The 13,947-nt window shown below is 43.4% G+C and carries 14 protein-coding genes; 8 read left to right on the top strand and 6 right to left on the bottom strand.

Going from position 1 to position 13,947, the window contains the following annotated elements; all coding sequences use genetic code 11:
* The 3 genes from WKT00_RS10740 to WKT00_RS10730 are packed head-to-tail and all read right to left on the bottom strand — an operon-like array spanning position 1 to position 2,748.
* Positions 1-648, bottom strand: a complete 648-nt coding sequence (locus tag WKT00_RS10740) for a sigma-70 family RNA polymerase sigma factor (RefSeq protein WP_340263607.1) — start codon at positions 646-648, stop codon at positions 1-3.
* A complete protein-coding gene (locus WKT00_RS10735; RefSeq protein ID WP_340263605.1) occupies positions 623-1,423 on the bottom strand; it encodes a helix-turn-helix domain-containing protein in 801 nt (266 codons plus the stop codon). The genes WKT00_RS10740 and WKT00_RS10735 overlap by 26 nt, the downstream gene beginning before the upstream one ends.
* 14 nt (positions 1,424-1,437) lie before the next feature.
* Positions 1,438-2,748: an RNA-binding domain-containing protein gene (locus WKT00_RS10730; RefSeq protein WP_340263603.1), complete on the bottom strand. Its 1,311-nt coding sequence runs from the start codon at positions 2,746-2,748 to the stop codon at positions 1,438-1,440.
* Positions 2,749-3,068: 320 nt separating this feature from the next.
* Between WKT00_RS10730 and WKT00_RS10725 the strand changes: the two genes are divergently transcribed.
* The 8 genes from WKT00_RS10725 to WKT00_RS10690 all read left to right on the top strand — a co-directional run bounded on the left by WKT00_RS10725 (position 3,069) and on the right by WKT00_RS10690 (position 9,976).
* Complete coding sequence (locus WKT00_RS10725) at positions 3,069-3,689, top strand: CHC2 zinc finger domain-containing protein (RefSeq protein WP_340263602.1); 621 nt, start codon at positions 3,069-3,071, stop codon at positions 3,687-3,689.
* Positions 3,664-5,055, top strand: a complete 1,392-nt coding sequence (locus WKT00_RS10720) for a DNA primase family protein (protein ID WP_340263600.1) — start codon at positions 3,664-3,666, stop codon at positions 5,053-5,055. The genes WKT00_RS10725 and WKT00_RS10720 overlap by 26 nt, the downstream gene beginning before the upstream one ends.
* Before the next feature lie 407 nt (positions 5,056-5,462).
* Positions 5,463-6,710: a plasmid recombination protein gene (locus WKT00_RS10715; RefSeq protein WP_340263598.1), complete on the top strand. Its 1,248-nt coding sequence runs from the start codon at positions 5,463-5,465 to the stop codon at positions 6,708-6,710.
* 16 nt (positions 6,711-6,726) lie between these two features.
* Positions 6,727-6,912 carry a hypothetical protein gene (locus tag WKT00_RS10710; RefSeq protein ID WP_340263596.1) on the top strand — a complete coding sequence of 62 codons (186 nt, stop codon included), beginning with the start codon at positions 6,727-6,729 and terminating at the stop codon, positions 6,910-6,912.
* Between the two features lie 88 nt (positions 6,913-7,000).
* Positions 7,001-7,231: a helix-turn-helix domain-containing protein gene (locus WKT00_RS10705; RefSeq protein ID WP_340263595.1), complete on the top strand. Its 231-nt coding sequence runs from the start codon at positions 7,001-7,003 to the stop codon at positions 7,229-7,231.
* Positions 7,212-8,957, top strand: a complete 1,746-nt coding sequence (locus tag WKT00_RS10700) for a recombinase family protein (RefSeq protein WP_445292934.1) — start codon at positions 7,212-7,214, stop codon at positions 8,955-8,957. Before WKT00_RS10705 ends, WKT00_RS10700 begins: the two co-directional genes overlap by 20 nt.
* 340 nt (positions 8,958-9,297) lie before the next feature.
* The gene (locus WKT00_RS10695; RefSeq protein WP_340263592.1) at positions 9,298-9,597 is read left to right on the top strand and encodes a DUF2971 domain-containing protein; all 300 of its coding nucleotides are present in this window, start codon (positions 9,298-9,300) and stop codon (positions 9,595-9,597) included.
* Positions 9,542-9,976, top strand: coding sequence for a hypothetical protein (locus WKT00_RS10690; protein ID WP_145995117.1), 435 nt, complete (start codon positions 9,542-9,544; stop codon positions 9,974-9,976). Before WKT00_RS10695 ends, WKT00_RS10690 begins: the two co-directional genes overlap by 56 nt.
* A 570-nt stretch (positions 9,977-10,546) precedes the next feature.
* Here WKT00_RS10690 and WKT00_RS10685 read toward each other — a convergent pair.
* The 3 genes from WKT00_RS10685 to WKT00_RS10675 all read right to left on the bottom strand — a co-directional run bounded on the left by WKT00_RS10685 (position 10,547) and on the right by WKT00_RS10675 (position 13,808).
* Complete coding sequence (locus WKT00_RS10685; RefSeq protein ID WP_340263590.1) at positions 10,547-11,104, bottom strand: TetR/AcrR family transcriptional regulator; 558 nt, start codon at positions 11,102-11,104, stop codon at positions 10,547-10,549.
* Positions 11,097-11,768 carry a hypothetical protein gene (locus tag WKT00_RS10680; protein WP_340263588.1) on the bottom strand — a complete coding sequence of 224 codons (672 nt, stop codon included), beginning with the start codon at positions 11,766-11,768 and terminating at the stop codon, positions 11,097-11,099. The genes WKT00_RS10685 and WKT00_RS10680 overlap by 8 nt, the downstream gene beginning before the upstream one ends.
* Positions 11,769-11,945: 177 nt before the next feature.
* Positions 11,946-13,808: a hypothetical protein gene (locus WKT00_RS10675; protein ID WP_340263587.1), complete on the bottom strand. Its 1,863-nt coding sequence runs from the start codon at positions 13,806-13,808 to the stop codon at positions 11,946-11,948.
* Positions 13,809-13,947: the final 139 nt, after the last annotated feature.

The following is a 13,947-nucleotide window of genomic DNA, read 5'->3' as shown; positions in this document are numbered from 1 at the left end:
TTAATGGAACCACCACGGTAGTTCCAGCCACACATTATCCAAAGCCAGTGCTTCCGTAGATCTTGCACGACTTTCAGACAGGTGGAAATGCTTTGCTGTTTCCGTTAGCGGGTGTTCAATATCATCGTCAAAACCAAAGCGGTATCGCAGATAGTATTCCTCTCTGGGTTCGATCATCTCCAACGCGTGGTGCATATCATCGATCCGTTCCTGGGCCAGATATATCTGTTCCGGCGTTTGCTTTGTAGGATCAGCAATATATTCATGTTTTCCTCGGTTCTCATCTTTCACAACATCATCCAAACGGATGATGTTGCCCAAATTCTTTGCCTCAAAGGTAGGATTATAGCTGCGTATGTAATCTACCATAGCATTGCGGATCGCCGGAGCTGCATAGGTCAGAAATTTGTTGCCCGTATCTGGGCGATAACCAGAGATACCATCCAGCAGACCCAAAGCACCCTCTTGCACCAGATCGTTGATTTCGATGCCAAGAGAAGTGTTCAATTCCCGTTGTGCACTCCACATTTCATAAGCCGTTCTCTTTATAAAACGAAGGTTGTTCTCTACAAGAGCATTTCTTGCTTCCGTATCGCCAGCAAGGGCGGCGATACAGAGTTGCTCATTGGTCATTTGTTCCTTTTTCATGGCCTGTTACCGTGCCGGTCAATGCCAGAAACATATGCTTGACCGTTTCTTTATCAATACAGGGTAAATCAGAAACAGATCGTGCAACTGCTTCCGCAACCTGATCGACTGTAATTTTTCTGTTTAGCTTTTTCTGTCCCTTGGTCAATTCGGCATAAATCTTTTTCACTGCCTGAGAGGTCAGCTCTTTGCTTGCAGAAAGATCATTGCCAACTTCCTTCTTTACGGCTTGCACCGCACTCATAAACGATCGTTGAATCGCTGTCAAATCAAACTGATATACCGGAACCTGCAAGTTCTTGACTTCTTCAACCGCTCCCGGTGCGCTGCCAAGCATTCCGGCGACTGTTGCATAAAGCTGATTCTGTGTTGCAAATCCCTTGGCAAGTTCATCATCCAAATAGCGGGAGATCAGATTAGTGGTGTTTGCGAACTCTGGGTTTTCAAGCAGTGCATTGACTATCTGCGGATTTACCTTGTGGGTATACAAGTTTCTTGCTGCCTGTACCGACAGCCCAAGTTCGGAAATATCGTAATTTATGCGGTCTGGAACATCAACTTCGCCAAGTAGGAAATCCGTGGAGACATTGAACACACGGGCGATGCGGATAATATTTTCATTGCCGATTTTATCAGTGCTACCGCTGATGAAACGGCTCAGAGTGCTTTCTGCCATTCCGATACGGATAGCCAGTTCTGCTTGCGTCATTTTCTTGGATTTCATCAAATCCTTAATTCGATCACGGATTGTACCGGGTAAGAAAACCTGATCCATCACAGCGCCTCCGATCATTTCAGTTTGTATTTCTTATTTACACCTCTACCAATGATGTCAATCAGTTCATTTTCGTGCATCTGTCTGGCAAGCAGATAAGCTCTCGTCTTCTTGATGTTCAGCAGTTCCTGCAGATCTTCGTCGGTCATTTCGCCATACTCTGCCAGATAATCCATCACGGTTTTCATCTGGGGGGTGATGGTTGCGGTGGATTTGCCAGTTGTTGCCGGTGCGTCATCGCTTGCAGCACTGGCAACATTCATATTCGGCAGTACGATTTTGAAAGCATTGGTCGTTGCCTCGATAGTGGGCTGTACAGGGCAGTTTTCATACAGCTTGAAAATACGGCGAATACCAGTGCCATAGCTTTCGATCAGACGCAGGCGGTGGAACACTTCCGCCAGATTTTTATTTCTCGGCTGGGAAACGCCAATACGGATATCTTCGGTAGAAAGGCCGGGAAGAAGGCCGCCGAGAGAAATGAACTCCATCTTGCTGTCGTTGACATTGATAATGATGCTACCGCTGAAGCCGTAGTCACGGTGCACAAGAGCATTGAGCAGGGCTTCACGGATGGCTTCTTCGGGATAATCTTTCTTATCTGTGCGGATAACTCCTTTGATCGTGGAAACGGTCTTGTTACACAAAGCAAGATAGTTTACAGAATCCTCGAACTGTTTGAATACCGAACCGCCGAATTCCTTGCTGTCCCGGAACTCCGTGCAAAATTCATCATTGAACACGGCAATTTTAGTCGTGTGGTGGCACTGGTCAGAGAGCAGCAAGGCAAGGTTGGTGTAAATATCGTTCTGTGTGATCCCCAGCGCACGATATTTTTCAACAGAGAACTCAACTCCGTATCGTTGGAATGCAGTTTTAGCAGCATCAAAGGTTAATTCTTGTTCCATACAGCGTGAAGCCTCGAAATTGTCACCATCTGATTCTTTAATCATTTTTCTAATTTGGTCAGGAGATGCCTGCACACTGGATGCACCCTGTCTAACATAAACACCAGTGGGCTTCATACCCTTGGATTTTAGATAATAGGGTTTATAGCTGCCTTCTCCTACTTCAATCTGAATGACCTTGTTGTCCTGGAGGATATACCGCACAAACATGGTAACATCCGGTGCAATCGCATCACGGATGCCGTTTGTGATACGGGTATAGGTTTCATCCACATTGTCAATTCCAGTTAAATTACCCTGATCGTCGATACCAATGTAAATCACGCCACCGTCACTGTTCGCAAAGGCAATGACTTCCCGATAGAGGTCTTCAATCATCTGAGATTTATATTCGATGCGCTCACTTTCATATTGCATATTCGGCACCTCCAACATTTCTTGATTATATTATACTCATATTTTCATTTTTTTCAATACCGTAAAGTGAAAATTCACTTTATTCACTTATTCTGTGAAAATTATACCTTGTCATTCACCTCGTTCTTTTTTTCGATTGAGAAGAATGATTGAAATCATATAGATCACTCAGTCCTCTTAGATCTTGCATTTTTGCAAGATTGCAAGAGGGCTTTTTTGTTTTGTTGCAATAGTGCTTGATTTTTTCAATCCAAGTCATTTTCCACGTATATTCAGGTGACAAAGAAATTTGTCAAAACAATTGGAAGGAGAAAAAATCTATGACTATCTACGAAACCATCAAGGCGGCGATCAGCGTAAAGCAAGCCGCCGAACGCTATGGGCTGAAGGTCAACCGCAACAGTATGGCTTGTTGTCCATTCCACAATGACAGGCATCCGAGTTTGAAGCTGAATGAAGATTATTTCTTCTGCTTCGGCTGCGGAGCCAAGGGAGATGTAATTGACCTTGTGGCAAGGCTGTTTAATCTGACGAGCTATGAAGCAGCGCAAAAGCTGGCTGCGGATTTCGGACTTGACCCGAAAACGCCCACTGCCGCAGCTATGGTCAAGCCGAAACGATCCTACATCCGTCAGTTCCGGGAGGACGAAATGTTGTGTTTCCGGGTGCTGACGGATTATCTGCATCTTCTGGAAGACTGGAAAGTGCGGTATGCACCAAAGACAACAGAGGATACTCTGGATGACCATTTTGTGGAAGCCTGCCAGATGCACTGCCATATCGAATATATGGCAGATGTGTTGACCGTGGGTGATCTGGAAGAACGAGTGGCATTGGTGGACAAGCTGATGCAGGACGGCAAAATTGCTTTTCTGCAAGAGTATACCGCACGAAAGAAAAAGGAGGTGGCGCACCATGGCGAAGAACCGGAAAACGCCTGATATGAATTTGCCTGTCTGGTTTGACGGGCAGAACATCAACGAAGCTCTGTTTTGTGAAGAATTCCTGCAAGAGCGCAGAATCATCTTCACAAACAGGGCTTTCTTTACGCCCAATGGACGGGTAACAGATGATATTGTCCTGCGGGGCGAGGTTTACGAAAAGCTGAAAAACTACACCATCAGCAGCGTACCGCAGAAGATCAAAAATATCATGGAATTGCTGAAACTGGAAGCAATGGTTGATGATTTTCCTCCGCAGCCTGACCGCATCCATGTTGCCAACGGAACGCTCATGCTGGATGGGAGATTTACTGAGGGGAAAAAGGAAATCGTACAGAGTCGCTTGCCTGTTTCCTACAATCCAAACGCTGCTGCACCTGCTCTGTGGCTGAACTTTCTGGATGGTTTGCTCTATGAAGAAGATATTCCTACCTTGCAGGAGTTTATCGGCTATTGCCTGATTCCTTCCAACAAAGGACAGCGGATGATGGTCATTAAGGGCAACGGCGGCGAGGGCAAATCTCAAATCGGAGCGGTGCTTTCGACTATCTTTGGAACAAACATGAAAGACGGCAGCATCGGCAAGATTTCTGAAAACCGCTTCGCTCGTGCCGATCTGGAACACATCCTGCTGTGTGTAGATGATGATATGCGAATGGAAGCCCTGCGCCAGACCAACTATGTAAAATCTATTGTGACTGCACAGGGTAAAATGGATTTGGAGCGCAAGGGTAAGCAGAGTTATCAGGGCTGGATGTTTGCCCGATTACTGGCATTCAGCAACGGCGATCTGCAAGCCCTGTATGACCGCAGCGATGGTTTTTATCGTAGACAGCTTGTGCTGACAACCAAAGAAAAGCCCATGGACAGAGCCGACGATCCCGACCTTGCGGAGAAAATGAAAGCCGAAGCCGAGGGGATTTTCCTCTGGGCTTTTGAAGGCTTACAGCGGCTCGTTGCCAACAACTTTAAGTTTACGGAGAGTGACCGCATCCGTGAAAACCGGGAAGCGGTCAAGCGTGACAATAACAATATTTTTGACTTCATGGATTCCGAGGGATATATCCGGCGCAAAGCGGATGCGTCCATCAGTTCCAAGGATTTCTACGCAATCTATCGCCTGTGGTGTGAGGAAAACTCCCTTGCCCCGCTAAAATCCCGCAGCTTCAGTGATGCCATGGTTGCCAATGCGAAAAAATTTAATTTGGAGCATTGCAACAACATCATCAACTCTGCTGGACGGCGGGTGTGGGGATTTATGGGCGTGGAAGCGGTGGCACGACCTAATATAAACGGGTTTTACGATGTTTCACCATGTACGTACGTACCGGATGACATTCAAGAAGAATGGCGAAGGGTCGAGTAAAACCGCCGGCTGGTACGTATGTACACAGCAAATTAGCGTAAAACGCTCTTTATAGAAACAGCACATTTCTTTCGTTTGGGCTGTTTCTGTGTCTACAGGATTTTGAAAAAGTACCGTGGACGGGCAGTGAAAGATATGGCTTTCGCTGCCAACGTCTGCAAGAGGAAGTTCACCGGAACAGATTCATGCAGACGGGCTGACCATGGGAAAAGTTGCAGACATTTTGCCTTGGTCAGCAAAGGTTGCCGCAGCGACCGCACTTCCCCTCCGGAGGAGCCCTCGGAGAGCCCACGGGCACTTTGCAGCCAGTATGGATGAAAGTGTTATAGTGGGTTATTACACTTTGAAAAAGTGCCTTTCCCCAGCCCTCACGTTGTCTGCAAATCTCAAAGGAAGGACAAAAATCTATGGCAAGAAATGATGGAATAGACCGCACCGTAGCCCGGAATCAGGACTTACCGACACCGGACGATGTGGCAAAAATACAGGAACACAATGAACGTGAAAAGGACAGTTACAGTAATCAGGACATCGTACCGGAGCGCACTTCCATGAACGTCCATTTCAAAGCACCCATGGACGATTATGTGAAAATGTTTGAGCAGATGGAACAGGATGGCGTGATTTCCACCAGAGGGTTGAAACCGGATGCCATCAAATACGGTGAGTTGGTATTCGATGTGAACTCCGCTTACTTCTACAACCACGGCGGCTATGAATTTGCAAAACAGTTTTATGCCGATGCCTATAAAGCCGCCGTGGAGATCGTAGGCGGTGAGCAGTATATCCTCTCCGCTGTGATGCACGCCGATGAGCGCAACCGGGCCATGTCCGAAGCATTGGGCGAGGATGTGTACCACTATCATCTCCATGTGGTCTATATCCCGGTGGTGGAAAAGCAGATCCTTTGGTCGAAACGATGTAAAGATGAATCCCTCCGGGGAACGGTAAAGGAAACGATCATGCAGGTCAGCCGCAGTAAGAAATGGGACTCCAAGCCGGTGCTTGACGAGGGCGGAAATCCCAAGCTCAACGAAAAAGGAAAAAAGATTTTGAAGTCATCCTACAGTGTCTTGCAGGATGACTTTTTTAATTTCATGCGAAACGCCGGTTATACCGATGTGGAGCGTGGTGAGCGTGGCAGCACCGAAGAACATCTGACTGTGACACAGTTCAAGGTACAGGCTGAACAGCAGCGGTTGGAGGATGCCAAGGCTGCCACGGAGAAGCAGAAAAAGAAACTGGAAGCTCTGCAAAAGGAGACAAAGACAGCAAAGACCATTGCGCTGACGGTGCAGGACATTGAAGCAATGGGAAAGAAAGCCACATTCGGAAACAATATCACGCTGACACCGGATGAATGCGACACACTCAAACGCTATGCGGTCAACGGTATTATCGCCAATGCTGACAACAAGCGACTGAAAGAAAAATTGGCTTCCGCAGAAAAGACGGTTTCCATCTGGAAACAGCGGTACGAAGCGGTAAACGAAAAATATATGGAACTCAAACAGAAAGCCCAGCCTTTCTTGGATGCACTGGAAATCGCATCTGAAAAGGTTCGGGCTTTTATCAATTCCATCCTCGCCAGAGGAAAGGAAACACAGGAACACAAAGCACCTGCCCGTAAGCGTGGACAGGACATGGAAATTTGATGGAGGTAACTGCCTATTGAAGAAATATTATGAGGATGCAAAATATAATGCGGCATTTGTCCGCTGTGTGGATGTTATGAGCCAGATGCTCCAGAAATATGGACATCAGGTTTTGGATAAATTGGAACAGGATGCTCCGCAGGAAGTGGAGCATTCTGAGGAAAGTAATCAAGCGCAGTCTTTGACAAATAAGGCTGCGTAAAAGTTTTGATTTACACGTTGCGTATCCGGTGTGGCTATGCTATAATGATTACGCAACGTGTATTTTGCTTTTTATGGAGAAAAGACTGATGGATTGTAAGAACAGAATTATCAAGTTGCGGGAAAGCACAGGACTGAACCGGAAAGATTTTTGTAAGCTCGTTCATATCCCTTACCGGACTATGACCGAGTGGGAATTGGATAACCGCCATGCACCGGATTATGTGCTGTGGCTTTTGGAGTATTATATCCGCAATGAAGGACTTATGGTAAAAGAAATGAATGAGGGAGGTGACGATTCTGAAAAAGAAACAAACTAAATGCTATCTTTATACAAGAGTGTCCACCTCTATGCAGGTTGACGGGTACAGCTTGGATGCTCAGCGTGACAAGCTGCGAAAGTATGCGGCATACGAAGATATGATTATTGCTGGGGAGTATTCTGACGAGGGCTTTTCCGGAAAGAACATCCAAGGACGGCAGGACTTCCAGCGGATGTTGAATGACATTCAGGACTGCAAAGACGGCGTTTCCTATGTGCTGGTCTTTAAGTTGTCCCGATTTGGCAGAAATGCAGCGGACGTTCTGAACTCCTTGCAGCTCATGCAGGATTTCGGTGTCAATCTGATTTGCGTGGAGGATGGCATTGACAGTTCCAAGGATGCCGGAAAGCTGATGATCTCCGTGCTGTCTGCGGTGGCAGAAATTGAGAGAGAGAATATCCGAACTCAGACCATGGCGGGTCGGGAGCAAAAGGCTCGTGAGGGCAAGTGGAATGGTGGTTTTGCCCCTTATGGCTATAGTCTGGAAAACGGTGATCTTGTCATTGCAGAAGATGAAGTGGAAGTAATCCGTGTCATTTATGACCGCTATATCCATACCAACGAGGGCGTTGCCGGAGTTGCAAAATATTTGAATCGTAATGGCTTTGTCAAGAAGCTACGGCAGAATAATACTATTCCAGGATTTTCAAGGAGTTTCGTACAGGATGTACTGGACAATCCTGTTTACATGGGCAAGATAGCCTATGGCAGACGCAGGACGGAAAAGAAGCAAGGTACAAGAAATGAGATGCACGTGGTTGAGCAGGCAGAGTTCCCTATTTATGATGGGCAGCACGAAGCAATCGTTTCGGAAGAAGATTGGTATCTGGCACAGGAAAAGCGCAAGATCAATTCCTTTAAGCGGGAAAAGGTCAACAATCCAGACCATGCACACATCTTGTCCGGCATTCTGAAATGTCCATGCTGCGGAAAGAGTATGTACGGCAATATCGCCAAGGCGCACAGCAAGGACAAGAAAACGAGGTATTATTACTACTGCAAAAATACGGTAACACCAACCGGACATGAGTGCAGCTTCCGACTGAATATCGAGCAGACGGAGATCAACAAGTTTGTGGCAAAGATTATATCCGCTATGGTCAACAATCCCCGGTTTGTAGAAGCGATTCAAGAAAAAATCGGTTCGGCTGTTGATACGGAGGATATGGAAAAGCAGATTGCCGTTCTGCAAGGTCAGTTAAAGCAAGCCTTTGGGACGAAAAGCCGCTTGGAGCGTCAGATGGATACCTTGGACATTAACGACGCCCACTATGACAGAAAGATTTTGGACTTGCAGCGCCGATATGATGAGCAGTATGATACGATAGAGGAAATCGAAGTTCAGATTGGTGAATTACAAGGTCAGATACGCAGTATCCAGCAGGAGAAAATCTCCGGTGATAATATCTATCGGCTCTTACTGGCATTTGATGAAGTCTACCATTCTGCAACGGAAGCGGAACAGAAAGAGTTTATGAAAGCCTTTATCGAGCGAATTGAGATATTCCCGGAAAAGAGAAAAGACGGTAGCTGGATAAGGAAGATCGTATTCAATTTCCCTGTGCCTGTTGATGGCGAGGAAGTGAAAGAACTTCCCTTGGAAACTGAAACAACAGTCGAGACGGTTGTTTTGCTTTCCAAACTTAAAACGGATAAACATATCGATGTGGAATTAGAGATGGATGAACTTGATTTGACGGTGGCGGAGAGAAGCAACTTATGAGGAAATCAAGGAGTATGTTCTGAAGCAAAGGAGATTGAAAGTCAGTAACTTGTATATCGCACAGGTGAAGCAGAAATGTGAGATTATTGAGCGGGCAAATTATAACCTGTCGAAATCGGGAAATTCCAGATAGCGAGGTATTCGCCAGAGAAAGAAGCCGCTATATGAGCTGTGTTGAAATTTTTGAGCATGGTATAAATAATTAAGGTATTATGTATTAGAAAGGGGATTGTATGTTAAGTAATATTATTGCGGAATGTATGGGGATAGCGATGAGTCATTTTTAAATACTCTGTATAAAGAACAGACTATCATAGAAATGTACGCGCCAGATGGTTTTGTGAACAAAGCGACTGGAATATGTCACTATTGTACGGTAGATACGCTTAAAGCAATTTTAAATAAGGAGTGTTTAAGGTTTAGTGATGTTCGATTTTTGAATGATTCAACAGATATTGATGCGCTTAGTATGTGGAATTATTATGCCCAATCTAGAGAAGGAGTCAACATAGTATTCAATCATTCATGGAATATATTTGATGGTAGCAATAGTTCAGAAGTAAACAGCAGTGATGAATTAGAAAATGGCATTGCAATTCATAGAGGACTTGTTATCTATAAAAACGAAGATAAGAAATAAAGCAAAGGATGATATTAAAAAATGCCAAGGTTATATATTATTTGCCTTTAAAGAGGCGGTAAATAATATGAGATGCTTTTTTAAAAATGAATATTTTGAATGTGAAAATGAATACAGAATTGTATTAAGGATTCCAGAAGTACGAAAGGAATGTCTCAGTGATATTGTAGAAAAAGGGCAATTTAAACGTGGTAATATATTGATACCCTATGTAGATTACAAATTTAGGAAAAGTAGTGTAAAACGAATTGTCATTAATCCTTACATTAAAGAAGAGAGTGATATATTTGAATTAGGAATCAAAGAATTATTGTGGATGAATCAAATGGAAGATATACATATTGTTCATTCTAATATTCCTGTTAGAAAATACAGTTAGAGGGAAAATGTAGCAGTTAAAGATATCATGACAGTATATGAAGTCGTAATTCTTAATAAAAAGGAACTAGAGATACTTCATAGGTATTTTTATCGTGTTTTTATCTTAGTGAGACATGAAATAGGAACTGTTTTCTGAAACCTTAAAAGAGAAAGTAAATGTTATTAAATCGTAATATGAAATGAAATTTTGAGAAAATATCAATAAATGGTTTGGAATGATAGGATGGTGAAAAAATGAAGAGATTCGGAGACAGCTTACATATGGTAGAGAACGAAATCCTCATCTATCAAAATGAAGATGGGCAGACGAAAATTGATGTTAAATTTCAAGATGAGACTGTTTGGCTTACACAGGCACAATTATGTGAGCTTTATCAAACCAGTAAATCTAATATCAGTGAGCATATTAAACATATCTTTGAAGAAGGCGAGTTAGAGGAAGCCGCAGTTGTTCGGAAATTCCGAACAACTGCAGCTGATGGAAAAAACTATAATACAAAGATGATGTTTTTTTACCTTCATGTAGTTTCCTCTTTCTATTTCAAAAAATGTTTTTTGAGATATATTTCTAATACAAATAATTTTTTACAAACTCCAGAAAAGCTCCTCTGTCTGCTCTCTCGTCAAACAAGATTGATAAAAACAGTGTGAAAATGTAATCTACATATACTTTTTCAGACAACTGTTCTGTAAATATATGGGCGCGTGTTTTCTTGTCGTTTTCCAAAAAAATCAGCATCTGATGCTTTATTTTCTGGAAGTATTCTTCCATGACCTTGCGTCCTTCCCGTTTATCTCCCGCCGCGAAGCTTAGTGCATGCATAGAAAAAAACTGTGGATAATGTTGTTTGCTTTCTTCTGCGCTTTCCAAAAGAACTTTCAAATATTCTATTATATTTTCACAGTCTTTGGATATTTTATCGATTGGGAAAATATCTGCCCACACGGCTTCTACCGTTGCGGACAAAAGCTCTGCCTTGGAAGTGAAATAATTATATAAAGAACCGAGAGCAATCCCGCACTCTGATGCAACAGTCCGCATATTTACAGCGGTAATGCCTTTGCTTGCTGCAATGCTTCGGCTTACTTCCAATATTTCCTCTTTGGATGTCACTGCTTTATTCATTACTTTCCTGCTTTCTCATATCCTGATAGCCGATCACGACCGTCCATACATACGCGCATGTTTTTGGAATCATCAGCATTCCGATCATTGGAATGCTGTCTGCCCAAAGGACGACCGGAATATAAAAACCAAAGCTTAGCACAATGGTCAGCCACATAAATCGGAAAGAACGATCGTGGTTTTCTTTTGCGCTTTTATAAAATAACAGAATGACCAAAAGGCCCAGCAGCGCAAATGGGATATTTCTGTAAATCCCCCATGAAAGCGGCGCGTTTGCACTTGTCCATTTATTTTGCGGGAACATACAGAGGATCACTCGGATGAGTGAAAGCACGTAGACTGTAACCGTTAAATTTCTTTTCCCTTCTACGTGGTAGCGAAGCCGCCATACATAATAAAGCAGAATGTAAAATACGGTCATAGTCACCGAGGTAATCAGCTTCCCGATCCCCAGGGGGGCAGTATAATTTGCCAGGCCTGTCGTGCAAAGTGCGATTGCTCTCGGGACCAAATGAAATGCATCTCCAAGACCAAGTGTTACCGCCATAATTCCAAATAGTTTATACTGGACATTTCCTTTACATCCTTTGATCATCAATATTCCAATGGTAACGACACTGATGAGATAAACAATGTCAAATAAAGTTTCTGCAATTGCCTGCATTTTTTCTCCTCTCTTCTTTTTATTTTTATTCATATTGAACAATGTTCATTTTACTGTTCAATTTTATATATGTCAAGAAAAGATTCCTTGCGGCAATTCTTTATTTAACAGTATCCGAAGGGGAGTAAAAGAAAACGGCAGCACCTTCTGACTTATTCAGAAAGCGCTGCCCTCTTTTTATTTATCGGCTTTTTTATTGTTATATCTTTTCATAACCAAGAGCGTAAGAAGTGAGCCAAGTGACAGTGTGAGTAACCAGCCAATATGATTGGTATCTCCGGTTTCAGGTACGCGGGAATTGGCAGGTTTCTGATTGGAAGTTCCACTGTTTTGGCCATTTGTCTGAGGCGTGTTAGGCTTAGTGTTTGGATCGGCCTTTCCACATACGGTACAGATGCCGTCTTTGTATTTGTGTCCCAAAGCTTTTAGTACCGTTTTTTCTTTTGAAATTTCTTGAGTCAGATCTGGATCTGAATAATGTTTGTTGCAGTAATCACAGTACCAGTATTCGATGTTTCCAGCAGTGTCACAGGTAGGTGCGACTGCTTCGATATGTTTGGCGTTGTGAAGCTTTTCCACGCTGCCAGAACCTTCCAGCGTACCGGTTCCGGTTGTATGGTCTGGAATTGTTACTTCTCCATGATTGGTTATGGTACCGTTATTTTCTAACTGGGTATCAAGGGAAACCTCAAATAAAGCCTCAGGATCGACAGATACGGTTCCCTGATTTTGAATGATAAGCTTTCCGCCTCCGGTTACCATTACGTTGCCCTGAATTGCCAAATCACCTGTGATTTCCAGGGTGGAACCTTCAGCAATTTCAAACGTAATCTTCTTGTCTGCTTCTATCACAAGATCCTTCAGTTTAAGATCCTTTTCGATCAGAACGGTATCGTTCGTATTTACCTGAATATTTCCGCTGTCTTTCTGAAGGAAGAACTGCTCCAAAGCGACATCGGACTGTGGCATAAATGTGATAGTTCCATCTTCATTATACCGATACTTATAATCGCGGTAGTCGGCTGGGCGAACATCATCAGGAGTGTCTGCCCATACCCAGTAGTTTACAGCGGGTTGTCCGGCAGGAAGCAGGATTGGAGTTGCAGCCACATCGATAATAATCAGGTCATTAGCGCCTGCTTGAAAAGTATTTTCCCTGAAATCGACAGGAGTTCCGATGCTTCCTTTTACTTGAATGTAATGTTCAAATTTATCATATTTAATGGTATTGCCGGTGAAGTCCGCCTGAGTTTGTAAATAAATAGATCCGGCGTTATCAAACGTATTATTCTTTACAACGATCTGGTTGTTGGCCGCAGTGGATGTTGTAATGGTAGTAGCTTCTAATCCGGCTCCGCTGGTAGGTCCATTGGAAACACTGTAAACACTGTTTGTGAAGTTGCAATTTTCGATTAGGAAGTTACCGCTTACATTCGGAAGCATAGTTCGGAATGCTCCATTGAACTCACTATTGGTAAAGGAGATTCTTCCGGTATCATCCTGGCCGTTAATATATAGCCCATAGGACCATTCAGGAGCCTCTATGGTGACGCCGTTATTATTTGGCGTATTGATGAAATGGCAGCGATTGATTGTTATATCTGCTTTATTGCCACTTGCCGTTACAGCACTTCCACCATCTCTTTTCGTTACGGAATAGTGAACCGTAACATTTTCAAGTTGGATAGATGTGCTTGCACCGCTATTTCCCAGTGATAAAAGGCTTCCCTTAGAATTGGTTTCATTTGGCTTAAGTGTAAGATTCTGGAGTGTTCCTGCCTTTACAGTAGAAAGACCAGAAATAGTATACTTGCTGCCTCCGTCTACGGTGATATTTTTGTCAAACGTGATGTCTTCCGTAACGTCAGACAGCAGCGTGACGGTGCTTCCATCTGGAGCATTCTCTACTGCTTTTTTCAGGGTTTCGTATTTTGTTCCGTTTACTTCGGCGACATCTGAATTGGCAGCGAGAGATACAGCAGGGAAAAGACAGATTGCGGTTAAAAAACTTAAAACCATTGCGAATGCTTTCTTTTTCATAATTTATCCTCCCAAGAATGTTTTATGATACTGTCTATATAGTATCACAGAAAAATGGCACAGGCTATTTCTTTGGAAAGAAATTTTATGAAAATAAGAAAGAAAATAAATTTTTGAATATTTATTTGCATAAAAAAAC

It is taken from the genome of Dorea sp. ICN-14282, from assembly GCF_037890115.1.
GTDB classification, from domain to species: Bacteria; Bacillota; Clostridia; order Lachnospirales; family Lachnospiraceae; genus Dorea_B; species Dorea_B phocaeensis.
The sequence above is the reverse complement of the archived record's forward strand: the minus strand, read 5'-3'. Positions and strand labels throughout refer to the sequence as shown.

Bases quoted from the DNA above. Each gene is read 5' to 3' on its own strand.
- WKT00_RS10715 (WP_340263598.1), top strand. From the start codon at position 5,463: ATGGCAAGAAATGATGGAATAGACCGCACCGTAGCCCGGAATCAGGAC.
- WKT00_RS10705 (WP_340263595.1), top strand. From the start codon at position 7,001: ATGGATTGTAAGAACAGAATTATCAAGTTGCGGGAAAGCACAGGACTG.
- WKT00_RS10720 (WP_340263600.1), top strand. From the start codon at position 3,664: ATGGCGAAGAACCGGAAAACGCCTGATATGAATTTGCCTGTCTGGTTT.
- WKT00_RS10740 (WP_340263607.1), bottom strand. From the start codon at position 648: ATGAAAAAGGAACAAATGACCAATGAGCAACTCTGTATCGCCGCCCTT.
- WKT00_RS10685 (WP_340263590.1), bottom strand. From the start codon at position 11,104: ATGAATAAAGCAGTGACATCCAAAGAGGAAATATTGGAAGTAAGCCGA.
- WKT00_RS10690 (WP_145995117.1), top strand. From the start codon at position 9,542: ATGGCATTGCAATTCATAGAGGACTTGTTATCTATAAAAACGAAGATA.
- WKT00_RS10735 (WP_340263605.1), bottom strand. From the start codon at position 1,423: ATGGATCAGGTTTTCTTACCCGGTACAATCCGTGATCGAATTAAGGAT.
- WKT00_RS10675 (WP_340263587.1), bottom strand. From the start codon at position 13,808: ATGAAAAAGAAAGCATTCGCAATGGTTTTAAGTTTTTTAACCGCAATC.
- WKT00_RS10725 (WP_340263602.1), top strand. From the start codon at position 3,069: ATGACTATCTACGAAACCATCAAGGCGGCGATCAGCGTAAAGCAAGCC.
- WKT00_RS10730 (WP_340263603.1), bottom strand. From the start codon at position 2,748: ATGCAATATGAAAGTGAGCGCATCGAATATAAATCTCAGATGATTGAA.
- WKT00_RS10680 (WP_340263588.1), bottom strand. From the start codon at position 11,768: ATGCAGGCAATTGCAGAAACTTTATTTGACATTGTTTATCTCATCAGT.